This is a genomic window from Marinobacterium sp. NO-S09, assembly GCF_059179545.1.
In genome coordinates, this window is sequence record NZ_CP168954.1 from 2,872,668 (window position 1) to 2,897,735 (window position 25,068).

Below are 25,068 nucleotides of genomic sequence, written 5' to 3' on the forward strand. Positions count from 1 at the left end.
TTAATTCGGTTAAGACACTTACAGGCGACCTTCTTCGACCCCGTGACAGGCAACCTGTCCACCTTCATCTGTGGTGATCAGTTTGGGGATCTCACTTTTGCAGCGTTCATTCGCGTACGGACAACGACCATGGAACACGCAACCTGAAGGCAAGTTAACCGGCGTCGGTACCTCACCCTGCAGTTTGATGTGCGGCGGGCGGTCATCTTCCAGACGCGGAATCGCTGACAGCAGTGCCTGAGTGTACGGGTGACGCGGCTTGTCGAACAGGGTCTTGGTCGGCGTCAGCTCACACAGAGAGCCCAGATACATGACGGCCACGCGGGTACCGAAATGTTCGACCACCGACAGGTCGTGGGTGATGAACAGATAAGTCAGATTGCGCTTTTCCTGCGCGTCCATCAGCAGGTTCAGCACCTGCGCCTGAATGGATACGTCCAGTGCCGAGATCGGCTCATCCGCTACGATAAATTCCGGGTCTACCGCCAGGGCACGGGCAATACTGATACGCTGACGCTGACCTCCGGAGAATTCGTGCGCGAAGCGCTCGCCCCAGCTGGGGTCAATCCCCACCGAGAACATCACTTCGTGTACCTTGTCACGCACCTGCTGTTGGGTCCAGTCCGGGTTGTGCAGGCGCACCGGCTCTTCCAGCGTCTGCGCAATGGTCATACGCGGATTCAATGACGCATAGGGGTTCTGGAAGATCATCTGCATCTTCTTGCGATACGGCAGCAGCGCCTTGTCATCCAGGTCGTCAATACGCTCGCCACGATAGCTGATGGAACCCTGAGAAGGTGTCAGCAGACCCATAACCGTCCGCGCGACGGTAGATTTACCGCAGCCGGACTCCCCGACTACGCAGAGGGCTTCACCCTTCTTTATATCCAGGTCGACACCATTGATGGCATGCACGAACTCCTGTTCGCGCACGATTTTGCCACCCTTGAACTTCAACTGATCAAGGAAGTCGCCGGAGATGTTGAACTTCTTGTACAGATCGCGGATCTGCACCAGTGATTCTGCCTGATTGTTTGCTTGTGCAGTCATCGCTTAAACCTCTTCTGACGCCTGTGCGTTCTTCTTCATCTCCGCCACCATATGGCAGGCAACCTGACAATTGCCGGATGCGGTGTAGCCCGGCAACTGGCGATGACAGATATCCATCACGTAGTCGCAACGCGGATTAAAGGCACAGCCCGTCGGAATTTTCTGCAAACCGGGCATGGAACCACGAATCTGGTTCAAGCGCTGGCCCGGAATGGCCATCTGCGGCAAGGCGTTCATCAACCCCTGGGTGTAGGGGTGCTGGGCGTCGTTAATGATCTCGCGTGTGGGCCCCTGCTCGATAACACGACCGGCGTACATCACGATCGCCTTCTGCGTCACCTGAGATACAACACCCAGATCATGGGTAATCAGGATCAAGGCCACATTATTGCGTTCACAGAGTTCGACCATCAGCTCCATGATTTCCGCCTGAATGGTCACATCCAGTGCGGTAGTCGGTTCATCGGCGATGATGATATCCGGATCCATCAGCAGGCCGATGGCGATAACAACACGCTGACGCATACCGCCCGAGAGCTCATGCGGGTACTGATCGATGCGGGTTTCCGGTGACGGAATCTGCACCTGTTTCAACTTCTGTACCGCGATGGTGCGAGCATTGTCTCGGCTGATTTTACGGTGCGCCATCAGACACTCGACCATCTGCTGGCCGATGGTCAGTACCGGGTTCAGCGTCATCATCGGATCCTGGAAGATCATCGAAATGCGGTTGCCACGAATGGAGCGCAGATCACGATCTGACATGGACGCAAGGTTCTGGCCCTCAAACAGAATCTCGCCGCCGGTGATTCGGCCCGGCTTGGCAATCAGGTTGAGGATGGAGAAACCCAGCACGGATTTACCGGCACCGGACTCCCCCACCAACCCCAGACGCTCGCCGCGATCCAGAGTGAAGTTGATGTTGCGCAGAGCCTTAACAGCGCCGCTGCGCAGGCCGAAACTGACTTCGAGGTTTCTAACTTCAAGCAGTGCCATGATATTACCCCTTGTACAGTTTCGGGTTGAGAACGTCGCGCAGCCAGTCACCCAGCAGGTTCATCACCAGAACCAGCACAACCAGCACCAGCCCTGGAATGACGGTAATCCACCAGGTACCGGAGAAAATATATTCAAAGCCGCTGGAGATCAGCGAGCCTAGTGACGGCTGAGACACCGGCATCCCCAGACCCAGGAACGACAGCGAAGCCTCGGAAATAATGGCGTTTGCGACCTGCACGGTGGAGATAACCAGAATCGGTGACAGCGTATTGGGCAGAATGTGACGGAACATGATGCGGATCTGTCCAAGGCCCATCACGCGGGCGGCATCCACGTATTCCTTTTTCTTCTCGGCCAAAACGGAGGCACGGATGGTACGGGCGTACTGCGGCCATTCCGCGATACCGATCACCAGCACCAGCATTAACATCGCCAGATCCTGATACAGTTCGGTGCCGAAGCTGGCCTGGAAGACAGCCAGTACCACGATGGCCACCATCATGGTGGAGAATGACAGCTGCACATCGGCAAAGCGCATCAGAATGCTGTCGACACGGCCACCACGGTAGCCAGCGATCAGGCCGATGATGATGCCAATAGTCGCCTGCAGCAGTACCGCGCAGATACCGATGGTCAGCGAGATGCGGGTGCCGTAGAGAATGGTGGACCAGAGGTCACGCCCCTGGGCATCCGTCCCCAGCCAGAACTGGTCATCACCCATATCTTCATCCCAGCTCGGCGGCAGCTCGGAGTTCATGATGTCGATCTGGGTAGGATCGTAGGGATCAAAGGGTGCAATCACCGGCGCAAACAGCGCCATGATCACGTAGCCCATGAAGATGGTCAGGCTCAGCTGGGCCACGCGGTCGCGGGTAAAGCTGTGCCACACATGGCTGTCCTTGAAACGCTCCCACAGGGAGGGTGCTTTATCCATATCCGTGGCCACAGGATTGGGTGTAGGTGTTTGATTCGTAGTGCTCATACTGATACCGCCTTATTTCTTGCCAGCCAGATTGACCGTCGGATTCACCAATCCGTACACCAGGTCAACAATGGTGTTGGTAATCACGAAAATCGCCCCTACCACAATCAGGTAGGCCACTATCAGCGGTGTGTCTACGCGGTTGATCGCTTCCAGGAACAGGAAGCCCATGCCCGGCCACTGGAACACGGTTTCGGTCAGAATGGTGTACGCCACCATGGTGCCGATCTGCACACCGCCGACGGTAATGACGGGCAGCATGGTGTTTTTGAGGGCATGCAAAAAGTAAATACGGCGCGGGTTCAAACCCTTGGCCCAGGCAAATTTCACATATTCGGACTGCAGCACTTCCATCATTTCGGCACGGATCAAACGGATGAACAGCGGCAACATGATCGACGCCAGTGACACACAGGGTAGGATCAGATGTGCCAGACCATCGGCGGTAAAGAAGCCGGACTCCCAGCCCCAGAACATCTCGACGGTCTCGCCGCGTCCATAGGACGGCATCCAGTTCAATTCAATGGCAAATAGATAGATCAGGCCGATCGCGGTCAGGAATACCGGCACAGAGATGCCGACAATACTCAACCCCATAACGGTTTTGGAAAACAGACTCTGCGGGTTGATGGCGGAGTACACCCCCAACGGCACCGAGAGGAAAATAATGATCAAGGAGGCGCCGAACACCAGCTCCAGAGTCGCCGGCAACTTGGCCAGAATCACATCCAGCGCCGGTTCCTTGAAGAAGTAGGACGTACCCAGGTCACCCTGGAGCGCATTTTTTACAAAGCGGCCGTACTGCACCAGGAAGGGATCGTTCAGGCCCAGCTCGTCACGCAGCTGCTGTCGCTCGGCTTCCGATACCGACTGACCAACCATCTCACGAAGAGGGTCGCCCAGATTATCCTGAATTGAGAAGCTGATAATGCTGATGACGAACATCACCACTATCGCTTGAGCCAGTCGTTTTATAAAAAAAGCAATCATGGTCTCTCTGCCTTATATGAGGTCGCTATCCCTGCGCCTTGGTATTTCGTGTTTCAAATCGCTTTTCACAGGCACAGCAGGCCCGCTGCCCCAACGGCATTCAGCATTTTGAAACGTGCTTGGATCAGAAAAAGCCGACCTGGACCGTTGAGGGAACAGTCACAAGCCGGCTCCTGTTTCACTGTCGGATGTGGTTATTCTTCAATAACCAGGTCACCCAGGTACGGGAAGTTCATCACGTTGACCACCGGCTCAACATTGACGCCCTTGCGAGCGGCCCATGCCAGGTTCTGCCAGTGCAGCGGGATGTAGGCAGCGTCGTCGTACAACATCTGCTCGATCTTCTGCATGATGGCTGCACGTTTGGCCGGATCAGTTTCACTGTTGGCTTCGTGCATCATCTTGTCTGCTTCCGGGTTGCAGTAGTTACCGGAGTTGTACTGACCCAGGCCGCTGTCGGTATCCGGGCAAGCAGTGAGGAATTCGAAGAAGTTGTTGGAATCTTCGGTGTCCGCATGCCAGCCGATCATCATCATGTCAGCCGCACGCTCATCAAACTCACCCCAGTACTGAGCCTTGGGCATGGTTTTCAGATCAACGGTGATGTTGATCTTGGCCAGCATGGACGCCACCGCCTGAGCGATTTTTTCATCGTTCACGTAACGGTTGTTCGGTGCCATCATGGTGATGGTGAAACCGTCGGCGTAACCCGCTTCTTCCATCAGCTGCTTGGCTTTTTTCAGGTCATAACGCGGCTTCAGAGCTTCGTTGTAACCCAGATAGCCTTCAGGGCTCATCTGAGCGGCCGGGGTAGCGAAACCGCGCATGATTTTCTTGACGATACCTTCCTGGTTGATGGCGTAGGCAACAGCCTGACGTACACGGGCATCCTTGAAGGCTTCAACACGTTCCTGGTTCATCTGGAAAGTGATGATACGGGTACCACCCATGGTCACCAGATCAACCTTGTCGTTGCTGACGATACGCTTGTGATCAGTCGGCGGAACCGGCGCGATGAAATCAACATCGCCGGACAGCAGCGCAGCAACACGGGTCGGCGCTTCCTTGATCGGTGTCAGCACGATTTCATCAACGTTGCCCGGGGAGTTGGTGTCCCAGTAGTTGTCGAAACGGGTGAAGTCAACACGTACACCCTGCTGACGCTCACTCACCACATAGGGTCCAGTACCGGACAGCTGACGAGACGCGAAGGAGTTGCCGTGCTTCACCAGCTTGTCTTTGGGTTCGCCATTGGCATCGTTACCGGTGTAGAAGGCGCTGTCCATCGGGAACAGGTAGGTCACGTTGTTCAGGACCAGCGGGAAGGGCTTGTTCGTCACCAGGTCGATGGTGTAGTCATCGATCACTTTCAGTTCAGCGAACGGGGCGAAGATACCCTTGAAGTCCGGGGAGGTGCGCAGACGGTTGAAGGTGAACAGAACGTCCTTGGCGGTAAAGTCGTTACCGGAATGGAATTTAACGCCCTTGCGCAGATGGAAGCGCATGGTCAGGTCGTCAATACGTTCCCACTTTTCGGCCAGACGCGGTTCAAAACCCAGATTGCGATCCCAGCGAACCAGCGGGTCGAAGGTCATGTGCGCCAGCTGCATGGTACCGCCGGACAGCTGCTCGTGGGGGTCAAGGGAGACAGGGTCAGCGTCATAGGCCATTTTCAGGGTTGCGGCATTCGCGCCCGCCATGAGCCCCAGGCTCATCATGGCACCCGCCAGTAGGGATACAGTTTTGTTCATATTGGCTTCCTGTTGTTATTGCCCTGCAGCATCTCAAATTGGATGCAGCCTGTTGTCGTTGGAAAATGACTTTTAATTAATCCGTCATTAAAAAAAGTCTAATGGAAGCCAGCCCCCCTACCAATTTGAATAACGAAACAGGGGATACGTTATCTGTATAGCGCTATTTTTCCTTTTAAAACAAACAAGTTAGAAAAGTCAGAAATAGATGAAGCCGGTTAGGCCACCTGTTTTACGGGTAGGTTTTGAGCCGTTTCAGGTAAGAGGACAGCGAAAACCCCAGATGCTGGCCCAGTTCACGCGCCCGTTTTTCCAATTGCCCGGAACTCAGTCCGTGGTCCTCTGCCGCTGCAAAAACCACCCAGTTGCCACTCTGGGTATGACAACCGTAAAGCACACCAAAATGCTCCAGCAACAACTCCAGTGTCCGGCCTCCCACATGGTCGCGCCAGAGGTTCAACACCAGCCATCCTCCGGGCTTCAGTCGCTCTTCACAAAGAGCCAGATAGTCTTCACCCAGCTGTTTCTCATTAAGACCATCAGCGCCATAGATATCACTGAAGATAATGTCCGCCTTGCGGGTTTTAACGGATTGCAGAAACTCCAGGGCATCCAGGGTATGGATCTGCATGCGTTTGCCACGGGGCAGTTGAAAGAAACGATAGGCAACTTCGACCACTTCGGGACGCAGCTCCACAATTTGCTGCTTACAGCCGGCAAAGCGCCCGTGCAGGCAGGTATTGAGCGCCCCGGCACCCAGCCCGAGGCTGATCACCTGCTTGGGTTCGGCAAACAGCAACACCAGCAACATGGCGCGGACATATTCATGCTCGGGAATCATCGGCTCATGCTTCAGGCAACAGCTCTGTTCGTCCACATCACCAAAAGCAAGATAGCGCTTGTCACCGTCATCGAGAACACGCACCGCCCCATAGCTGTCGTGGCCTCGGTAAATTTCTTTTCCCGGTAATGACATCTGGATTCCTTGAGCTGCCGCAAAAGGCCGCCATTATGCCTGTGCCTGCCACTAAAGTCGTGCCGCCGGCGCTGACGTTTCCCTTTTGTATGGTGCACACTAGACTCAAAGATGCGTACTGGAATCACGTCACGAGGGAAGCGCCATGCCGGAAGTACTGGTTGTCGACGACGAGCCCAACATCCTGTTGTCACTTGAGTTTCTGATGCAGCAAGCGGGATACAAGGTGGTTACCGCGCCGGATGCCGAACAGGCTGCGGAGCTGATCGCCGGACACTGCCCGGATCTGGTCCTGCTCGATATCAGCCTGCCGGGCATGAGCGGGTTTGATCTGCTGGAGCAGCTGCGCCAACATCCGGACACTCAAACATTGCCTGTCATCATGCTGACCGCACATGGCCGTGAGGTTGAAAAGGAGAAAGGCCTGGCACTGGGCGCCAATGACTACATCACCAAGCCCTTCTCCACTCGAGATCTGGTCAGCCGTGTCGATGCCTTACTGAACTCGCCAACATAATCCTGGCAGGAGACCGAGTCATGCCCAACCGCCAGAACCTGATTGGTATTTGGCTCCTGCTCACCGGAGCCGCATTCGTAATCGGTATAGGCCTCGCAATTACGCTGATCAGCCAGCTTCAGCCCCCTGTTCCCATGGCGCTGATCTGGACGTTGGGGCTGTTGCCTGGCACGCTTTTGCTGGCTTTGGGACTGGTATTGGAATGGCGTCTGTTTGCGCCGCTGCGCCAATTGCAGGTATTGCTGGCACGCCTGCTGGCAAGCCCGGATGCCAAATCTGACTTCCCTCTGGCCGGCTGGCTGAACGGATTGCAGTCTGATCTTGATCAGGTCCGCAATGGCTGGCGTCAGGACCGACAACGCCTCAAGGATGCACGCACCGAAGGCTCACAGGAAGCGGCCAGCACCCAGCAGGAACTGGAAAGCCTGGTGCAATCGCTCAGTCTGCCGCTGCTCATCTGCGATAAACATCAGCGCCTGCTGCTGTTTAATCAGGCCGCCGTCGAGTTATTGGGCGAACACAGCCCGCTTGGTCTCGGGCGTCCACTCACACAGATCCTGCCCCACAGCAGCCTCAGGGATGCCCTTAATCATTTTGACGCCGACAGTGCACCCCATCCTTTATTATTACCCGGTGAGCAGCACTGGCTCAGATGTGAAATTCGCGCCCTGGCCGGCGCCAGCCAGCACCGGCTGATCACCCTGCAGGATTCCACCGCAGCCCTGCGCGCCGACCAGCAATGGCAACATAGCCTCAGCCAACTGCTGCCACGCCTGCGTGGCCATGCCGGCAGCCTGGGCAGTGCGACTGAAGCGCTGATCCAGAGCCGCGATAACCCGGATCTTTCACACCGCCTTGAACAGGCCATAGAACAGGACAGCGAAGGCCTGGCCCATACGCTGGATAGCCTGACCCGTTTGATCGAGTCTCATCAGCTGGGGCATGCCCGCCTGGAGGACACCTGGTCCAACGACCTCTGCCATGCACTTCAAGCCAAGCTCAAGCCAGCCAGTATCCAGATCACCCCCATCGGCATTCCCGCCTGGCTCAAGGTTGACGGGCCCAGCCTGCTGGCTCTGCTGGAGCATGTGTTGCGTAACCTGAAACAGGCCCAGAATATTGATCAGTTCGAACTGGAGTTGCTGCTGGGCAACCGCCGGGTCTATCTCGACCTCTGCTGGCAGGGAGAGGCAATCACGGAAACCCGGCTGGCGAGCTGGCGGGAACAAAGCCTGTTTGATGAACCCCTGTCGCCAAGGTTCAGCGATGTATTGAGCCAGCACGGTGCCGACCTTTGGTCACTCCCCAATGAACGCCCGCAGGATCCTGTACGTCTGCGCCTGCCATTGCCCGCATCCTCGCGCGGCCTGACCCCGGTTACCAAAGTGCGCTCACGCCCTGAGTTTCATGACTTCAGCATCGCCCAGCTGGCCCCGCCCGATGAGGACCTGGCCAGCCGACCTCTGGATCAGCTGGAATTGGTGGTGTTCGACACCGAAACCACCGGCCTGGACCTGCGCGGAGGTGATCGTATTATCAGCCTGGCGGGGTGCCGTATCCTGAATGGTCGCCTGCTGGCTGACGACAGCTTCGATCAACTGGTCAATCCGGACCGCCCCATCCCGCAGGAAAGTACAGCCATCCATGGTCTGACCGACGACGATGTCGCCCAGGCACCGCCGGTCGAGGTGGTATTACCGAATTTCCATCGTTATGCCGGTAACGCGGTGCTGGTGGCACATAATGCCGCCTTTGATGTACTGGCACTGAAGCTGGCGGGGCCCTCTATCGAGTTTACCAATCCGGTACTGGATACCCTGTTCCTGTCACGCGCACTGGACCCGACTCTGGACGGACACGGGCTCGACGCTCTGGCGGAGCGCTTTGAACTGCAGTTCCCCCCCGGCACCCGCCATACCGCACTGGGCGATGCCCGTGTAACCGCCGAGCTACTGCTGTGCCTGCTGCCTCGCCTGCAGGCACGGGGCGTACGCACACTGGGTGAAGCGCTGGCGCTGCAGGCAAAGGGAGAACACAGCTAATGAAAGCGCCCCTGCAAAGCCGACTGGTCGCCCTGAGCCTGTTGGCACTGGCACTCTTTTCACCGCCTCTGCTACTGCTGTTTGACCGCCCGGCCGCCTGGGGCTTCTCCAGCCTGCCGGTCATCATTTACCTGATCTGGGCACTGGTGATTCTATTGGCGGCACTGACACTGGAGCGCCCGGATGCAGACTAACTGGGTCGTGCTCATCATCGCCTTCAGCTATCTGGCGCTGTTGTTCGTTATCGCAGCCTGGGGGGATCGTCGTGCGGAACAGGGCCGATCCCTGGTCAACTCGCCGACCATTTATGCCCTGTCGATTGCCGTTTACTGCACCGCCTGGACGTTCTATGGCAGTGTCGGGCGCGCCGCAACCACTGGCCTCAGCTTCCTGCTGATCTACCTTGGCCCCACCCTGGCCATGCTCTGTGGCTGGCTGGTGCTGCGCAAAATGGTGCGTATTGCCCGCTCACAACGCATTACCTCTATTGCCGACTTTATCAGCGCCCGTTATGGCAAAAGCAGCGGCCTGGGGATGCTGGTGGCACTGATTGCCGTGGTCGCGATCATGCCTTACATCGCTCTGCAGCTGAAAGCGATCACCGTCAGCTATGGCGTACTCACGGAATACCCCAACCTTTCACCACCCGACCTGTCCCTGAGTGACTTCTGGAATGACAAGGCATTCTGGGTCGCACTGGTGCTGGCCGTTTTCATTATCCTGTTCGGTACCCGCCATCTGGATGCCAGCGAGCGCCACGAAGGCATGGTCACGGCCATCGCCTTCGAGTCACTGGTGAAACTGTTCGCCTTTATCGCAGTGGGCGTGTTTACCTGCTTTGTACTTTATCCCGGCCCTGCGACACTGCTATCTCAGGCCGGTGCGTTATTGCCGGAGATGGAGCGCCACTTCGGCCTCGACCAGATTCCCGGTGGCCCTCTGGGCTGGTTTGGCACCCTGGTACTGGCAGCGCTGGCGTTTATTACCCTGCCACGCCAGTTTCAGGTATTAGTGGTGGAAAATGTTAACGAGCAACACCTGCGCCGTGCCTGCTGGCTGTTTCCGCTTTACCTGCTATTGATCAACCTGTTCGTCATTCCCATCGCGCTGGCCGGTCTGCTGGGACTGCCGGGCACCGGCGAGCCGGACAGTTTCGTCCTGACCCTGCCGCTGGCAGCGGGATTGGACGCCCTGCCCCTGCTGGTATTTATCGGCGGCCTTTCGGCCGCGACCAGCATGATGATCGTGGAGACCATCGCCCTCTCGACCATGGTCAGCAACCAGCTGGTAATGCCCTTGCTGCTGCGCTGGCGGCGTCTGCACCTGGAAGAATCACACGACCTGTCCGGTTGGTTACTGGGTATCCGTCGCATTGCCATCATCGCCATCCTGATTCTGGGCTATCTCTACCATGCCCTCATTGGCGAAGCCTACAGTCTGGTTACCATTGGTTTGGTCTCCTTTGCTGCGGCAGCCCAGTTCGCCCCTGCACTTCTACTGGGACTCTACTGGCGCGGTGCCAGCCGCAATGGTGCTGCAGCCGGTCTGGTGGCCGGCATTCTGGTGTGGGCCTGGACGCTATTGATTCCAGGCTTTGCTCTGTCTGGCTGGATGCAGACCGACTTTATCGAGCAGGGGCCGATGGGCCTTGAGTGGCTCAAGCCCTATGCCCTGTTTGGTTTGGAAGGCTGGGATATCTATACCCATGCGCTGTTCTGGAGCATGCTGGCCAACCTGGGCCTGTTGATCGGCGTATCCCTGTTCAGTCGCCAGAGTCATATGGAGCAGACTCAGGCCGCACTCTTTACCAACGCCCTCAAGCCCGAAGCCGAGATGGCTGCCATCTGGCAGGGCCATGCCAGCCGCTATGAGCTGTTCAGGCTGGTGCAGCGCTACCTGGGTAAAACCGCCACTCAACGCCTGCTGGGTCCGGCGCCAACCGGCGATCAGATTGATGCTGCCGCGACGCCGGCCATGCTGGCAGCTGCCGAACAGGGGCTGACCGGCGCACTCGGCAGTGCGACGGCCCGTATTCTGATCAACTCGGTGGTACGCGGCGAGGCACTGGATATGGCATCCATTCTGAGCATTCTCGACACCACCTCGCAAACACTGGAATACAACCGACGCCTGGAACAGAAGTCCGACGAACTGGCCCGCATCGGCACTGAGCTGAAAGGCGCCAATGACCGCCTGCGCGAGCTGGACCGGCTCAAGGACGAGTTTCTGGCCATGGTCAGCCATGAGCTGCGCACGCCACTGACATCCATTCGTGCCTTCGCCGAAATTCTGAACGACAGCGAGCAAATGGCCCCCGAGCAGCGCCAGCATTTTCTGACCATTATCGTGCGAGAGAGCGAGCGCCTGTCGCGCCTGATTGAAGAGATTCTGGATATGGCGCGGCTGGAATCGGGGCGCATGACACTATCGCCGCAACGCTGCGATATGGCACAGCTTGGACATCAGGCCGTGGAAGCGGTGACACAGCTGTTTGAGCAGCGGCAGGTTCAGCTTGACGTTGAGCTGCCCGTTACACCCTGCCCCGTGATTGCCGACCCGGACCGCCTGCAGCAAGTGCTGATCAACCTGCTCGACAACGCCAGCAAGTTTGCCGACCCTGAAGCACCTCAGGTTCTGCTGCGTTTACAGCAGCACAAGCATAAGTTCAGCGTCAGCGTAGAGGACAACGGCCCCGGCATTGATGCAGCCGAGCGTGAGAAAGTGTTCGAGAAATTTCATCAGATTGAACACCAGCAGCAGGGCCAACAGGTTGCCACTCAACGGCCCAAAGGTACCGGGCTTGGCCTGCCCATCAGCCGGGGCATTATCAATCAGTTGGGTGGCCGGCTCTGGGTGGACGAGCCCGAGGTGTTAGCTGGTGCGTGCCTGCGACTGTCATTGCCACAGGCACAGGAGGAAGATCAGGAAGTCAGTTCATAAGCCAGATTAGCAAGACCGGCCAGCGGACCCTGGTCGGCGTTCAATTCACGTACCATACGACGAGTTTCACAGGCACACTTGCCACACTGGGTACCCAACTCGGTTTCCCGGCGGATATCTGCTAATGAAGTCGCCCCTTCATCCACCAGGCGGCGAATTTCTCGGTCACTGACACGTTTGCAGATACAGATGATCATGGCTGTTCGTCCATCACTATCATGAGAATAGGTTTTATTTATGCTTCGAATATAAATGAAACATATTCTCATTACAACCCTAATGATAACTGATCGCATTCAATTTCGTATCTGTCGTACGCGCCGCTGAAAACGGCGGATCTGTTGCAGATCCCATTGCAGCTCTCGCCTTTCACCATCACACAGGCTGCGCGGGTCCACCCAGTTATCTGGCACTGCACCGGCATGCCATGCCTGCAGCTGCGCATCGAGAAGCTGTGCCTGCAGATGCTCAAACGCCCGACTCAGACACCAGTGTTCATCGTCACTCAGCAGATCCTGCGCATGTAGCCACTGAAGACGCTCACGGGTACCGACTTCCGGGCAACCCTTGATCAGTGCCATCAGACGCAACGCCGCCGTGAGTGACAAAAGCCCCTGGCGCTTAAGGTTAATGGCATCAGGGTGTGGCGCCTCACGGCCATCCCCCTGTAGACGATCAAAACGGTCTAGCGCCACCGGTGCTTCATCGAAGAGTTCTGCCATTTCATGCATGAACAGCCCGGCTTCGGCGCGCTGCTCCAGAATGGCATCACGCAGCGCATCTGCCAGGACTTCATCACCATAGACGGGGGCAAAGTCGAACAGGATATTGCACAACTGCACCAGCTTGACCCGCCGCGTACTCATCCAGAGCCGCATCTGCTCTCGCCACTCGCTGATCGGTTTCCGCCAGAGCGGGCGCGAAGCCATGACATCACCACGACAGAAAGGAATGCCAGCCTGATCCAGGGTCGCGGTAAAGCGTTCGGCCAGATTGAGGAACCAGGTATCAATTTCGTTGTGGTGCTCGGGTGGGTAATCTTCGAGGATCAGACCGTTATCCTGATCCGGGTGCAGCAGGCTTTCATGGCGGCCACCGGAGCCCATCACGATCACACAGAACCTGACAGGTGGCGGTCCCCAGCCCTGGGCCTGCATCTGTTCCAGCGCCTGCTCGATGGCCTGACGGTAGCAGAGGTCATTGTGGTCACTGAGCAGAGCTGAAACCAGCCAGGCCGGCAGCGAGAAGTCCAGCAACTGCTGCGCCAGCGCAGGCTGATGATCCGGGCGGTGCTCCGGCCCCTGCTCCAGTGGTGCAAGATGGGGCTGCAACGGCTCCAGCAAGCGAGTCGCATTTGCAGCAGGTCTTGGCCCTTTAAACAGTTCACGCCAGTGGGTTTGCATCCTTCCCCTCCCTGTCCGATACACTCTTCAGCATAGAGGGGTTGGCAGGCAAATCCAGCCTGAACGGCTTATTCGCAGCGGCGACAGCCCGGGCCGGCAATCTGGCTGCGACCGCCACTTAACGGCTGCACTTCGATACGGGTAGAAATGCGCTCTTTCAGGGCCTGAACATGGGAGATCACACCGATCAGCTTGCCCTCCTGCTGCAAGCCAGAGAGCGTATCCAGTGCGGTTTCCAGTGCCTCTTCATCCAGGGTGCCAAACCCTTCATCGAGGAACAGTGAATCCACGCGTACATTGCGACTGGCCATCCCGGACAGGCCCAGCGCCAGCGACAGGCTGATCAGGAAGCTCTCGCCCCCAGACAGGTTCTTGGTGGAACGCACCTCTCCGGCCTGATAGTTGTCGATCACATTCAGCTCAAGTGGTTGCGCCTCATCCCTTACCAGCAGGTAGCGGTCTGACATTTTCTGCAGCTGGCGGTTGGCATGGCTTACCATCAGCTCAAAGGTCAGGCCCTGAGCGAAGTTGCGGAACTTCTTGCCATCGGCCGAACCAATGAGCGCATGCAACTGCTCCCAGCGGTCCAGCTCTCGCTGCTGGGCTGCTATGGCCTGCTGCTGCTCACCAAACTGCTGTTTTTTCGCTTCGTTATCTTTCAGGGTCTGCTGCAAGCTGCCGCGTTGCTCCAGCTGCTGTGCCTGAGTCGCTTTCAACTGCTGCAGATTGGCCAATAACTGTTGTGCCGGCTCTTCTGTCAGCGCCTGCTCCTGCAAAACGGCCAGAGCCTGCTCAGATCGGCTTTTAAGTGCGTTCAGGTGTGATCTGCGCTCTTGCAGAGCCTGTGCCATCTGTTGCAAATCCGCCATCTGTTCACGGGGCAAAAGAGCCGACTCGAGTGCAGCCTCATTGGCAAAGGAGCTCTGTGCCAGTGATTGAGTAAAGGCTGACTGCATCTGTTCCACTTCAGCCTCCAGCGCCTGAATACGGCCGTCGGCGTCCGTAATTTGCTGACGTCGCTGATTCAGGCTCTGCTCACTGCGGTTAAGGGCTTCACGGCATTGCTCGACCTGCTGGCGCGCCTGCGCAACAGCTTTCTCCAGTCGTTTGACCCAGGCTTCGGTATCCGTTTCCGGCGACATCTCGGCCCGCTGCTGCTGCAACTTGATCAGGGCCGCTTCGGCCGCGTCCACGTCCAGGCGTTGCTGCTGACGCTGCTGTGCCTGCTGTTGCTGTTTTTGCTCGGCTTCAAGACGGTCGATGCGGTCCAGACGCGCCTTTAGCTGCTTCCACTGCTCCCCGGCAGCCTGATAGGCCTGTTCCAGCCTGTCCGTATCCGGACATTCGGCCCAATCAAGCTGTTGCAGACAGGCATTGACCGGAGCATCCAGCGCAGCCAGTTTCTGCTCAACGACCTGCCCTCGCTTTTGCCCTGTCTGTAACCGGGTATTCAATTCGGCCTGTTTAATGTCCCACTGGCGCAGTTGGGCCTGGAGTTTCTCCAGCTGCTGTTCCACCAGCTGCAGGCGTTTGCGCTCTTCGCTTAGAGCCGGTGGCTTCTCAATGCGCCAGGGATGCTGCTCGGAGCCGCAGAGTGGACAGGGTTTGCCCGGTTCCAGCTCATGGCGTTGCTGTTCCAGATCGGCGATACGGTCTGCCAGACGCTGCATGGTGTGCAGATCCTGCTGTTCACGCTGCAACAGCTCCAACTGCTGGCGCCCCTGCTCCGCTTGTGCACTGACTTCAGCCTGCTGTGCCTGCAATGGAGTCTGATCGGCGATAAGGCCCTGTTGCTCCTGCTTCAGCTCGGCCTGTTGTCGCACCAGGTCACGCAACTCGCGCAGACTCTCACCACGGATACGCACCTGCTCCTGCTGATCCTTGAGCTGATCACGGCCGCCTTCACTGATCGCATCCTGCAAGTCTGCCTCGGTCTTCGCCATGGCGGCCTGCAGCGCAGCCGGATCGGGCACAGGCCCCTGCAACAGCTCCGCCGGCAGTTGCGCCTTGAGCTGCTGCCAGGCGTCGCGCTTGAGGCTGATGGCATAGTCTTGCTCACGAAGCTGCATAATCAGTGGCTGGTGTTGCGTGAGGTTAGCCTCTGCTGCTTGCTGGCGCTCTTGGGCCTGCTGCAAGGCAGTGCTGGCCGTCTGGTGCGCCTGCTCCAGCGTGGGCAGCTCCTGATGCAATTTCTCACCATCTTCCTTGGCCTTTTTTAAATCGGTGCGACGCTGAACCAGGGGCACATATTCAGGCCTGAGGCTCTCGGCTTTTTGCGCCTGTTCCAGACGCTGCTGCTGAGGTGCAAAGGCCTGACGTTCCTGCTCAAGTGTTTGCTGATCCTGCTGCAACTGTTTGAGCTGCTCGTTTTCCTGATCCAGCTGCTGACGCCAATGCACCAGCTTTTGCTGCTGATCGACCTGTTTCTGCTGTGCCTCAACCGCTTCATTCAAGCGGGCCAGCTCACGGCTCAGGGTTTCCGCCTCGTCCTCCTCCAGCAGCTTCAGACCGGCCTGGGCCGCGCGCAGATGCTCCAGCTGCTGGCGTTCCTGCCCGCGGCGCTCATGCACAGCCACGGAGATGTCGGAGTAGATGGATGTACCGGTAATCTGCTCCAGTATAGGAGCGCGCGCATCCGGGTCCGCCTGCAGGAAAGCGGCAAAACTGCCCTGCGCCAGCAGCATGGAGCGGGTAAAGCGCTCGAAATCCATCCCGCTCAGGCGCTCAATCAGCTCAGCCACATCCTTGATCTTGGTCGCGAGCAACTTGCCATTTTCTGCATCGGACACTTCATGACGCGGCGGCTGCAGGCTGCCATCAGCCTGCTTGCGGCTGCGGTGCTGACTCCAGTGACAGCGCCAGGCACCCTGCGGGGTTTCAAAGACCACCTCGGCAAAACACTCACCGGTCTGACGCGACATCACCTCGTTTTGTGCCTGGCTGATGCGAGGCTGTCGCGGGGTGCGCCCGTACAGCGCCAGACAAACCGCATCCAGCAATGTCGACTTGCCGGCACCGGTCGGCCCCGTAATCGCGAACAGGCCATCGCTGGTATAGGCCGGCCCCGTGAGATCAATCTCCCATTCGCCAGTCAGTGAGTTGAGGTTTTTGAAACGGATCTGGAGTATGCGCATGAGGGCCCGGTTCGGTTAATTAAGGCTTCTTTGATATACTGTTCTGTTTGCCGATTAGTGCTGCGAGGGAAAATGCTGCAACGGTTGCTACATCATACCCATACCCTGTCCCCGACGGAAAAAAGTATGGGAATCATTACCTTGGCCATGTTACTTATTCCCGGCCTGGATGCCATCGCCAAGTTGCTGACAGCGGACCTGTCACCCATTCAGATCGGCTGCGTTCGCTTTGGCCTGCAGGCCTCGTTGCTCGGCATCTTGCTGGTCCGCTCAGACAAGATCCTGCCTGCCAGGCACGTACTGCTGCGCCTGCTAATGGCGGGGTTCTGGATTGCCGGTTCCGCCGGCTTCCTGTTCTGGGGCCTCAGCTATCTCCCGCTCGCCAACAACACCGCCATCTTCTTTGTCGAGCCCCTGATACTGATGCTGATATCGGCAGCGCTGCTGGGCGAAAGCATTCAGCGATATCAGTATCTGGCCGTCATTGTGGGCCTGTTGGGCGCAATGGTGGTGATACGACCCAACTGGGAAGCCTACGGCGCTGCGGCACTCTTGCCGTTATTGGCCGCCACCTGTTTTGCCTCCCATGTGGCAACGTTGCGCCACCTGTCCAGCCACATCGGCAGCCTCGCCTCCCAGTTCTGGATTGGCCTGTTTGCCTGTATGTGGATGGCGCTGACAATACTGATCGGTGAACTGTTCGAGATCGAGTTCCTGCAATGGCGTGCCATGAATATGGAACAAAGTTCGCTGATGTTGCTGATGGCCGTCGTAGCGACACTGGCCTTTGGTTTGGTCAGTATCGCCCTGAAACGTGCCCCTGCCAGTTTGCTGGCACCTTTCCAGTATCTGGAAATCATCAGTGCTACTGCGCTCGGATATCTTATTTTCGGTGATTATCCGGATGCACTGACCTGGCTGGGTACCTGCATCATTCTCGGTTCGGGACTGTACCTGTTTTATCGCGAACGCAGGAACCAGCAGCTGTTGCGCTGATTATTCAGCGCGCTGGTCCTCTTCCGCCATGGATTGCATCAGGCCATGGAACAGCCGTGTCAGTTCGGACTGCTGTTCTGCGGGCACCTGATGCGCTTCCAGGGCACGGGCAAAAACGTCCGCCGGCTGCAATTCATCCAGCGTTTCCTGCTCGGTCTGGCGTGACAGCACCCGCTCAACCACACGGTTGTTTCGCACTCTCAAAATACGCAAGGCAGTATCGGCCACCTGCTGGTCCAGCCAGTCGCGCAGATCCGCTGCAACCTGCTCACCCTCGTACTGGATTTCAAGCCAGATCGGTTCCTTCTCCTGCGCCAGCCGTGTCAGTTCTTCTTCCAGTTTATTCTGGTCACCACTGAGCCGTTCCAGACGCTGGAACCTTGGGATATCGAGCAACTCCAGCTGATGTGCCCTGCCCTCAAACTGGAGCAAACACAGACTCTTCTGCTGTTTGGCCTCGCCAAACCCCATCGGCAGGGGCGAGCCGCTATAGCGGATATGCTCACAACCAGCGACCGCCTGAGGGACATGCAGGTGACCCAGTGCCACGTAGTCAAGGCAGTCCGGAAAGGCATCCACGCCCACCTGGGCAAGCGACCCCACATAAAGGTCACGTACGCCATCCCCATCCAGGGTCTTGCCACCCGCCGCAAACAGATGACCCATACCGATCATCGGGATCTCTGCCTGCAGCTCCGTTCGCAGCTGTTCGGCCGCTGTGCAGACCCGTGCATAGTGCTCACGGATGCCGGCTACCAGTTTACGATCCTTGTCTTCCAGACTCTCGCCCGCTTCAGCCTGACGGATATCGCGGTCGCGCAGGTATGGCACTGCACAGATAATCGCTTCAGGCTCGCCCTGGCTATCGCGCAGCAACACCACCTCATCGGCAGGTTCGTCGCAGGCGGCGCCAACAACATGGACATCCAGCGCCTTGAGCAGCTGCGCCGGTGCATCGAGAAAGCTGGGCGAGTCATGGTTGCCGCCGATAATGACCACATGCCGGCAGGGGGAGGCAGCAACGCCATTGAGAAAACGGTAATACAACGCCTGGGCGCGGTTACTGGGTGTGGTGGTATCAAACAGATCCCCTGCAATCAGCAACACATCAATTTGCTGTTGCTTCACCTGTTCCAACATCCAGTCCAGAAACGCCGCAAACTCCTCATAGCGCTTCTGGCCATAGAGCAAACGCCCCAGATGCCAGTCAGAACTGTGCAGCACACGCAAAGGCCGGCATGATTTGTCAGCACCAGGCGTTTGCACGTTTTCGGTGGCTGGTACAGCGTTCTCCGTCACCGGGTCCACTTCAGGCTCCGGCAGGTCAAACAGTGAAGGTTGTTCTGCCACGCTTATTCTCCCTGCAAAGTGGCCAGAATACGGCGGCTGCCGCCATGATCGCGGTGCTCGCCCAGATAAATGCCCTGCCAGGTACCCAGATTGAGCCGGCCATTGGTGACCGGCAGCATCAGGCTTACCCCCAGAATGCTGCTTTTAAAGTGGGCAGGCAGGTCGTCGGGCCCTTCATAGGTATGCTGGTAGTAAGGTTCATTCTCAGGCACCGCGCGATTGAAAAAGGCCTCAAAGTCAGAACGTACGGTGGGGTCAGCATTTTCATTCAAGGTAAGGCTGGCCGAGGTATGCTGCAGTAACAGGTGCAACAGGCCGGTTTTCACTTTCCTGAGTTCAGGCAATGCCTGCTCGATTTCATCGGTAACCAGATGAAAGCCGCGCTGACGGGCGCGCAGCTGAATGGTGTGCTGATGCCACATATCTCTCTCCTGCCAAGTGCGGGCAGTGTAACGTAAAACCTGCCGGGGCTGCAGATGGGCGAAAGTGAAGAAGCTAACGAGAGACCAACGGGATATGAAAAAGCCCGCCGGTTTTACCCGACGGGCCTGGTACTGGGTTGAACCCCGGAAGCTGTTACTTCTGTTCGATCATGAACACATCAAAAAACTTCGCCACCTCCTCATGTGCACTGACAGGCAAGATGGCAGCGATATGCTGGTCAGGCCTTACGATCACGACACAGCCCTGGGAGCGGTCAATACCGCGCAGGTCGTAGATGTCGTTTCCTTCTTCAGCATGGAAGACTTTTTCATAGTCACGCAGGCCGTACTTGCCTTTCGCAGGCCAGAGGTAATCCGGCAGGTCCTGCATCGACAAGTCCTGCTGCTGGAAAACGGCATAGGTATCGATAACCGAATCAATATCAGCGCCCTTCGGCGTGTATTTCAGTACCGGTGAAGACGCATCCTTGGCCAGGAAATCGATGAACTTGTAAGCCTCTGATGAGGTATCCGTCGGGGTTTGCTTGTCGCCAAACAGGAAGATGCGCCAGCGACCGTCGGCTTTCACCAGATGCCCAAGGTGCTGGACTCTTCCGTCAGCCACGCGTGTCGCTTCCGCCGAATGGAAACGCTGACCAATATGGTAGCCCGTCGCCAGATGCTGGTTTTCCTGTCCCGTGCAGATATAGGACGGGAAGTACTCGATGGATGTGCCGGCAACAAAACCACTTTGCCGCTTCATAAAGGCTTCGATTTTGGCCGTGTCGACTTTGGCCTGATCGGAATCCTCACCGGCGGTCGGTCGTGTGGCTACCAGTCTGGACAGTTCGCGGTCAGCGTCGATCAACTGCTGTGCCACCTTGCGTCGTTCCGGGCCATAGGTGCTCAGCAGTTTGGGATGACATTTACCCTGAAGCACAGAGGCCAGTTTCCAGCCCAGGTTAAAGGTATCCGGCAATGATGTGTTCAAGCCCCAGCCCCCTTTGGGACTGTGCGTGTGACAGGCATCACCGGCGACAAACCCGCGAGGTATATCCTCTTCTGGGCTGTCCACGGGGCGGTTATCGAAGCGTTCGGCAATACGCTGGCCAACCTCATAAATAGACCACCAGGCCACTTCTTTTACATCCAGGGTATAGGGATGGAAAATCTTCTGCGCCTTGGCTATCAGGTCTTTCTCGGTCAGTTTCACATCCGATGCACGCTTGTCCTTGCCAAGCAGATCCAGCTCCACATAGAACCGACACAGGTAGCCGCCTTCACGGGGAATGGTCATGACAGCACCGTGATTTTTTGACTGGATAAAGCTTTTGATGCGGATATCCGGGAAGTCTGTGTTCAGCAGAATGTCCATGACGCCCCAGGCCTTGTTGGCGGAATCGCCCTGCAGCGGGATCTCCATGCTCTTGCGAACCTTGCTTCTGGCGCCATCGGTGCCAACGACGAAACGCGCTTTCACGGTTTCGGTCTTGCCGGCACCTTCATCGTCACAGCGCTTGAACGTCGCTGTGATGGGATGAGCTTCAAGATCCTGCGTCAGATTGTCATCAATGGTCATCTCCACCAGCTCACGGCTGTAATGGGGGCGCAGGTGGGTCACGGATCTTTCCATGCCGTCCAGCAGGAGTTCATGCAGGCGCGCCTGGTTAACAATGCCGTGGGTAAACTCAGACAGTCCGGCTCGGGCATCGGGGATCTTGTGCGTGCGCTTGATGTTCTCTGGGTTAGACTCGTCTGGCTCCCAGAAGGTGTTCTGTTTGAGCTGGTAGGTTTCTTTCACCACCATTTCACTGCTGTTAAAGGCTTCCATGATCTCCATGGTGCGACAGGAAATGCCGTCCGCGCGCCCAAACAGCAAGGGGCCAGGTGCCATATCAACAATGCATGTCTTTATATCCGGGAACTCGGACAGCTGGCGCGCCATCGTTAAACCTGCAGGACCGGTGCCGACGATCAGGACATCTACTTCACCAGGCAGGTCCTCTATCGGTGGGTTGGGATAAGGCTCTCGAACCTCATCAGGAACCTCGTAATTGCCGGGTTTGAAACCATTCAGATGATATTGCATTACTCAATTTCCTCGCTTATGGCCCTGCTGTTACTGTAATAATTATTAGTTAACATCTTAATAGTTATTCCAGAGAATGCGATTCAATGCAACGGTGTATTCATGCAACCATTCTTTCCCTGACATCAGATCTACCCTGACATCAGCATTCAGCCAAGCCGGGCAAGAGACAGGAAGTTACTGAAAAGAATAGACGATATGACCTGTCCCGACACCTGACCCTGCGGATATAGAATCGCGCCGGGCAGCATCTTAACAACCTGTTAAAACGCCTTTCCTACGTAACCAGCACCCACATTGGTTCTATACCAGCACGCTTGCCAAGCGACGCACCGCTTCTCTCAGCGTATCCGGCGTCTCATGGCTGAAGTTGAGCCGTATGGCTGAAACCGGTGACTCAGCATGAGGAGAGTCTGCAGCGGGAAAAAACGCATTACCCGGCACGATGGCAACCCCCTTTGCCAGGGCCTCTTTGGCAACGGCGCGTGGGTCACGGCCTGGCAGTTGGAGCCAAACAAACATGCCACCCTCTACCGGTTCAACTATGGCCTCCTGCCCAAGATAATCCGACAGGGCAGATACCAATGCCTGATAGCGCTCTCGGTAGATTCCGCAAAGCTGCTGGAGATGCGCAGGAAATGATGGATGTGCGAGAAGACCCAACAACAAAGCCTGCATCGGTATGCTGGTGTGCAGATCCGATGCCTGTTTCACCTTTAGCAACGGCGCGAGCCAGTCTTCGGGGGCGCTGAGCACACCCAGACGCATACCGGGTGTCGCGATTTTCGAGAACGACCGCAATACCATCGCACTTTCGGGGCAAAAGGATACAACCAAAGGCAGCTGCTGACCGGCAAAACGCAACTCCCGATAAGGGGCATCTTCGATCAGTGCAACCTCATATTGACGACACAACGCTGCCACCTGCTTTCTAGCATCCAATGTCCAGCTCACCCCGGTCGGGTTATGAAAGTCAGGTACGGCATAGAACAGCTTCACCTTGCCGGATGCAAACAACGACTCCAACTGGCTGAGGTTTGGCCCGGTGGGGTTTTGCTTAACCGGATGAATAGACGCACCCGCCAGTGCAAATACCTGCAAGGCTCCCGGATAACAGGGCGCCTCCATTGCAACGCCATCACCCGGATTCAGAAACGCACGTGCGATAAGGTCGAGCCCTTGCTGGGAACCGCTGCACACCAGCATCTGATGGCCGGATGCTACTGTGTAATGCTCATCCAGATAGCCAAGCAGCGCTTTGTACCCCTGCGTCTCACCATATTGGAACAAAGCGGGCGTGTCCGACAGCCTTGCGAAGCCCTCTGCCATTAAGGACAAGGGGAAATGATCTGATGCAGGCAGGCCACCGGCCAGTGAAATAACGCCTTCGGTAGTAGCCGCCGCCAATATTTCGCGAATGTAAGATGGCTGAATCTGTTGTAAATGTCTGGCTGTTTGCATGGTAAACCCTCCTTGTCCAGCCATACTACTCAGGCCCAGCCAGCCAGGATTGTCCATATATAAGGCTTTGTTTGCCTGTTTATGCTTAACTGTTTGTCTATTTATGCTTTTTAAATAACGACTCATGGCCACCAAGCAGCAAATTGCCCGCATCAATGATGTTCTTTACGAGATACACAGGGATACGTCTGCCGAACTCTCCGGCCGCAGGCTGGCAAGAGTTGCGGCCTATTCCGAACAGCATTTTCACCGTGTTTTTCAGGAAGTGGTCGGTGAGTCTGTCCATCAATATGTCAGACGCACCCGGCTGGAACAGGCAGCGAACCAACTAATGTTTGATCGTAAACGTCCTGTTCTGGAAGTGGCCGAGCAGTGCGGTTTTGCATCCCTGTCTTCATTTAGCCGGGCGTTCAAAGCCACGTTCAGCGTCACCCCGGGGCAATGGAGAGCTGAGGAGCAGAGCAGCAAATCACGGCCTTATCTGACCGACGACGAGATCGCTACCGCTTATCAACGCCTACAGTCGGTCCAGTTGTCAACACCGAACCTCGTGGAACTGCCCGCCCAACCGGTGGCTTACGTACGCCACCAGGGGTACGGCCGCAGTATCCGTCAGGCCTGGCAAACATTGCAGGTATGGGCTGCCGCAGAAGGCCGGCCCTTTGATTTGCAGCTGGGGCTGCATCACTCCAACCCAACATGGGTGCCGCTGGATCGATGCCGCTACGTTGCCTGCCTGGGAATCAACAAGCCCGTTCTAAGAAGGGGAATCGTTAACAGCATGTACATTCCAGGTGGCCTGCATGCTGCATTTGATTTGACGGGTAAGTACGGGGAGTTACTGCCGTATCTCAGCAAGATACTTGATGACTGGCTGCCTTCTTCCGGTTTCAGAGCAAAAACGACACCCGCTTTTGTGCGCTACCGAAAGAATCATTTCCTGGCAGCCGATGAGCGCTTTGATTTGACGTTCTATCTGCCCATTTCACTCTGGTAGGTCATACAGCTTCACTCTGCTGCAAACAGAGATTAAGCCAGGCGTTGATACCCGCGCTGCGGTACTTCTGCTTGTGAATGATGAGATACAGCTGGCGGCTGAAGTCCCGGTCTGGCACCTGCAGGCGTTTCAGGCTGCCGCGGTTAAACGCGTCGGTCAGGGTAATCATCGACAGGCAACCGATACCCAGCTGCGCTTCAACCGCACGTTTGATGGCTTCGGTGTGTTGCAATTCGATAGCTATGGTCAGATCCGGCAGCAGCCCTGACATGGCCCGGTCGAAAGCCTGGCGGGTACCGGAACCGGCTTCACGCAGTATCCAGCGGGCCTGGCGCAGGTCATCATCGGAGGCTGTCGGCTGCTGCGCCAGGGGGTGATCCGGGTGGCAGAATACGGCCAGCTCATCCTGTCGCCAGGGCAGGATTTCCAGATCAGGATGGTTCAGCTCCCCCTCAATCAGGCCAACATCCAATTCAAAGTTAAGCACCCGCTCAACGATATTTCGGGTATTGGCAACATCCAGCTGCAGGCTGGCTTTCGGATACCGCTCCATATACTCAGCCATCAAGCCGACGGCCAGATAGTTGCCGATGGACAGGGTGGCACCTACATTGAGCGGACCGGCTTCGGCGTGCTGTAGCAAACTTTGCTCAAAATCACGTGCCTGCGCCAGCAGAGCTTCAGCCTGCGGCCTCAGTAACCGGCCCTGCTCGTTCAGCTGCAAGCGCTTGCCGATACGGTCAAACAGCTGAAGCCCGAACTGGCTTTCCAGCTCTTTGAGCGAGCTGCTGGCCGCACTCTGGGACATCGCCAATTCATCGGCGGCACGGGTCAGATTCTGCTGGTGAGCGATGGCGACAAACACTTCAAGCTGCCGTAATGAGTAACGCATGAGGAGCCCTTTTCGAAAAAATCGAATACGGATATTGAAACAACCTGATTTATCGATATTTTGGAGGGCGTTAGTAT

At 56.9% G+C, this 25,068-nt stretch carries 20 protein-coding genes; 6 read left to right on the forward strand and 14 right to left on the reverse strand.

Going from position 1 to position 25,068, the window contains the following annotated elements; genetic code table 11:
• Positions 1-18 precede the first annotated feature (18 nt).
• From O3C79_RS13300 to O3C79_RS13325, 6 genes are all read right to left on the reverse strand, one after another.
• Positions 19-1,050 (reverse strand): ABC transporter ATP-binding protein, encoded by a 1,032-nt coding sequence (locus tag O3C79_RS13300; RefSeq protein WP_494383480.1) that lies wholly within the window; start codon positions 1,048-1,050, stop codon positions 19-21.
• A gap of 3 nt (positions 1,051-1,053) precedes the next feature.
• Positions 1,054-2,046, reverse strand: a complete 993-nt coding sequence (locus O3C79_RS13305) for an ABC transporter ATP-binding protein (RefSeq protein ID WP_494383481.1) — start codon at positions 2,044-2,046, stop codon at positions 1,054-1,056.
• Between the two features lie 4 nt (positions 2,047-2,050).
• The gene (locus O3C79_RS13310; protein ID WP_010322748.1) at positions 2,051-3,031 is read right to left on the reverse strand and encodes an ABC transporter permease; all 981 of its coding nucleotides are present in this window, start codon (positions 3,029-3,031) and stop codon (positions 2,051-2,053) included.
• A gap of 12 nt (positions 3,032-3,043) precedes the next feature.
• Positions 3,044-4,021 (reverse strand): ABC transporter permease, encoded by a 978-nt coding sequence (locus tag O3C79_RS13315; protein ID WP_494383482.1) that lies wholly within the window; start codon positions 4,019-4,021, stop codon positions 3,044-3,046.
• A gap of 194 nt (positions 4,022-4,215) precedes the next feature.
• A complete protein-coding gene (locus tag O3C79_RS13320; RefSeq protein WP_010322746.1) occupies positions 4,216-5,772 on the reverse strand; it encodes an ABC transporter substrate-binding protein in 1,557 nt (518 codons plus the stop codon).
• Positions 5,773-6,004: 232 nt separating this feature from the next.
• A complete protein-coding gene (locus O3C79_RS13325; protein ID WP_494383483.1) occupies positions 6,005-6,748 on the reverse strand; it encodes a spermidine synthase in 744 nt (247 codons plus the stop codon).
• Positions 6,749-6,893: 145 nt separating this feature from the next.
• On the opposite strand from O3C79_RS13325, the gene O3C79_RS13330 reads away from it, so the two are divergent.
• The 4 genes from O3C79_RS13330 to O3C79_RS13345 are packed head-to-tail and all read left to right on the forward strand — an operon-like array spanning position 6,894 to position 12,247.
• Positions 6,894-7,265, forward strand: coding sequence for a response regulator transcription factor (locus O3C79_RS13330; RefSeq protein ID WP_494383484.1), 372 nt, complete (start codon positions 6,894-6,896; stop codon positions 7,263-7,265).
• Positions 7,266-7,285: 20 nt separating this feature from the next.
• Positions 7,286-9,307, forward strand: coding sequence for a 3'-5' exonuclease (locus O3C79_RS13335; RefSeq protein ID WP_494383485.1), 2,022 nt, complete (start codon positions 7,286-7,288; stop codon positions 9,305-9,307).
• The gene (locus tag O3C79_RS13340; protein ID WP_010322742.1) at positions 9,307-9,501 is read left to right on the forward strand and encodes a hypothetical protein; all 195 of its coding nucleotides are present in this window, start codon (positions 9,307-9,309) and stop codon (positions 9,499-9,501) included. The genes O3C79_RS13335 and O3C79_RS13340 overlap by 1 nt, the downstream gene beginning before the upstream one ends.
• Complete coding sequence (locus O3C79_RS13345; protein WP_494383486.1) at positions 9,491-12,247, forward strand: sodium:solute symporter family transporter; 2,757 nt, start codon at positions 9,491-9,493, stop codon at positions 12,245-12,247. Before O3C79_RS13340 ends, O3C79_RS13345 begins: the two co-directional genes overlap by 11 nt.
• Here O3C79_RS13345 and O3C79_RS13350 read toward each other — a convergent pair.
• The 3 genes from O3C79_RS13350 to O3C79_RS13360 form a co-directional block, all read right to left on the reverse strand.
• Complete coding sequence (locus O3C79_RS13350) at positions 12,229-12,444, reverse strand: (2Fe-2S)-binding protein (RefSeq protein ID WP_010322740.1); 216 nt, start codon at positions 12,442-12,444, stop codon at positions 12,229-12,231. The genes O3C79_RS13345 and O3C79_RS13350 overlap by 19 nt on opposite strands.
• Before the next feature lie 99 nt (positions 12,445-12,543).
• The gene (locus O3C79_RS13355; protein ID WP_494383487.1) at positions 12,544-13,650 is read right to left on the reverse strand and encodes a DUF294 nucleotidyltransferase-like domain-containing protein; all 1,107 of its coding nucleotides are present in this window, start codon (positions 13,648-13,650) and stop codon (positions 12,544-12,546) included.
• Positions 13,651-13,718: 68 nt separating this feature from the next.
• A complete protein-coding gene (locus tag O3C79_RS13360; protein WP_494383488.1) occupies positions 13,719-16,784 on the reverse strand; it encodes an AAA family ATPase in 3,066 nt (1,021 codons plus the stop codon).
• A gap of 126 nt (positions 16,785-16,910) precedes the next feature.
• On the opposite strand from O3C79_RS13360, the gene O3C79_RS13365 reads away from it, so the two are divergent.
• Positions 16,911-17,780, forward strand: coding sequence for a DMT family transporter (locus tag O3C79_RS13365; RefSeq protein ID WP_494383489.1), 870 nt, complete (start codon positions 16,911-16,913; stop codon positions 17,778-17,780).
• Here O3C79_RS13365 and O3C79_RS13370 read toward each other — a convergent pair whose 3' ends face one another.
• The 4 genes from O3C79_RS13370 to O3C79_RS13385 form a co-directional block, all read right to left on the reverse strand.
• Complete coding sequence (locus O3C79_RS13370; protein ID WP_494383490.1) at positions 17,781-19,130, reverse strand: exonuclease SbcCD subunit D C-terminal domain-containing protein; 1,350 nt, start codon at positions 19,128-19,130, stop codon at positions 17,781-17,783.
• Between the two features lie 2 nt (positions 19,131-19,132).
• A complete protein-coding gene (locus tag O3C79_RS13375) occupies positions 19,133-19,552 on the reverse strand; it encodes a secondary thiamine-phosphate synthase enzyme YjbQ (RefSeq protein WP_417532843.1) in 420 nt (139 codons plus the stop codon).
• A gap of 154 nt (positions 19,553-19,706) precedes the next feature.
• The gene (locus tag O3C79_RS13380; RefSeq protein WP_494383491.1) at positions 19,707-21,641 is read right to left on the reverse strand and encodes an FAD-dependent monooxygenase; all 1,935 of its coding nucleotides are present in this window, start codon (positions 21,639-21,641) and stop codon (positions 19,707-19,709) included.
• A gap of 303 nt (positions 21,642-21,944) precedes the next feature.
• Positions 21,945-23,102 carry an aminotransferase-like domain-containing protein gene (locus O3C79_RS13385; RefSeq protein WP_494383492.1) on the reverse strand — a complete coding sequence of 386 codons (1,158 nt, stop codon included), beginning with the start codon at positions 23,100-23,102 and terminating at the stop codon, positions 21,945-21,947.
• Positions 23,103-23,226: 124 nt separating this feature from the next.
• Here O3C79_RS13385 and O3C79_RS13390 point away from each other — a divergent pair, with 124 nt between their 5' ends.
• Entirely contained in the window at positions 23,227-24,099 is an 873-nt protein-coding gene (locus O3C79_RS13390) for an AraC family transcriptional regulator (protein WP_494383493.1), read from the forward strand.
• A 1-nt stretch (position 24,100) separates the two neighbouring features.
• Here the strand turns inward: O3C79_RS13390 and O3C79_RS13395 are convergent, their stop codons facing one another.
• Positions 24,101-24,991, reverse strand: coding sequence for a LysR family transcriptional regulator (locus O3C79_RS13395; protein ID WP_494383494.1), 891 nt, complete (start codon positions 24,989-24,991; stop codon positions 24,101-24,103).
• Positions 24,992-25,068 lie beyond the last annotated feature (77 nt).

Excerpts from the sequence above, each read along its gene's own strand:
- O3C79_RS13300 (WP_494383480.1), bottom strand. The coding sequence starts at position 1,050 with ATGACTGCACAAGCAAACAATCAGGCAGAATCACTGGTGCAGATCCGC.
- O3C79_RS13305 (WP_494383481.1), bottom strand. The coding sequence starts at position 2,046 with ATGGCACTGCTTGAAGTTAGAAACCTCGAAGTCAGTTTCGGCCTGCGC.
- O3C79_RS13310 (WP_010322748.1), bottom strand. The coding sequence starts at position 3,031 with ATGAGCACTACGAATCAAACACCTACACCCAATCCTGTGGCCACGGAT.
- O3C79_RS13315 (WP_494383482.1), bottom strand. The coding sequence starts at position 4,021 with ATGATTGCTTTTTTTATAAAACGACTGGCTCAAGCGATAGTGGTGATG.
- O3C79_RS13320 (WP_010322746.1), bottom strand. The coding sequence starts at position 5,772 with ATGAACAAAACTGTATCCCTACTGGCGGGTGCCATGATGAGCCTGGGG.
- O3C79_RS13325 (WP_494383483.1), bottom strand. The coding sequence starts at position 6,748 with ATGTCATTACCGGGAAAAGAAATTTACCGAGGCCACGACAGCTATGGG.
- O3C79_RS13330 (WP_494383484.1), top strand. The coding sequence starts at position 6,894 with ATGCCGGAAGTACTGGTTGTCGACGACGAGCCCAACATCCTGTTGTCA.
- O3C79_RS13335 (WP_494383485.1), top strand. The coding sequence starts at position 7,286 with ATGCCCAACCGCCAGAACCTGATTGGTATTTGGCTCCTGCTCACCGGA.
- O3C79_RS13340 (WP_010322742.1), top strand. The coding sequence starts at position 9,307 with ATGAAAGCGCCCCTGCAAAGCCGACTGGTCGCCCTGAGCCTGTTGGCA.
- O3C79_RS13345 (WP_494383486.1), top strand. The coding sequence starts at position 9,491 with ATGCAGACTAACTGGGTCGTGCTCATCATCGCCTTCAGCTATCTGGCG.
- O3C79_RS13350 (WP_010322740.1), bottom strand. The coding sequence starts at position 12,444 with ATGATCATCTGTATCTGCAAACGTGTCAGTGACCGAGAAATTCGCCGC.
- O3C79_RS13355 (WP_494383487.1), bottom strand. The coding sequence starts at position 13,650 with ATGCAAACCCACTGGCGTGAACTGTTTAAAGGGCCAAGACCTGCTGCA.
- O3C79_RS13360 (WP_494383488.1), bottom strand. The coding sequence starts at position 16,784 with ATGCGCATACTCCAGATCCGTTTCAAAAACCTCAACTCACTGACTGGC.
- O3C79_RS13365 (WP_494383489.1), top strand. The coding sequence starts at position 16,911 with ATGGGAATCATTACCTTGGCCATGTTACTTATTCCCGGCCTGGATGCC.
- O3C79_RS13375 (WP_417532843.1), bottom strand. The coding sequence starts at position 19,552 with ATGTGGCATCAGCACACCATTCAGCTGCGCGCCCGTCAGCGCGGCTTT.
- O3C79_RS13380 (WP_494383491.1), bottom strand. The coding sequence starts at position 21,641 with ATGCAATATCATCTGAATGGTTTCAAACCCGGCAATTACGAGGTTCCT.
- O3C79_RS13385 (WP_494383492.1), bottom strand. The coding sequence starts at position 23,102 with ATGCAAACAGCCAGACATTTACAACAGATTCAGCCATCTTACATTCGC.
- O3C79_RS13390 (WP_494383493.1), top strand. The coding sequence starts at position 23,227 with ATGGCCACCAAGCAGCAAATTGCCCGCATCAATGATGTTCTTTACGAG.
- O3C79_RS13395 (WP_494383494.1), bottom strand. The coding sequence starts at position 24,991 with ATGCGTTACTCATTACGGCAGCTTGAAGTGTTTGTCGCCATCGCTCAC.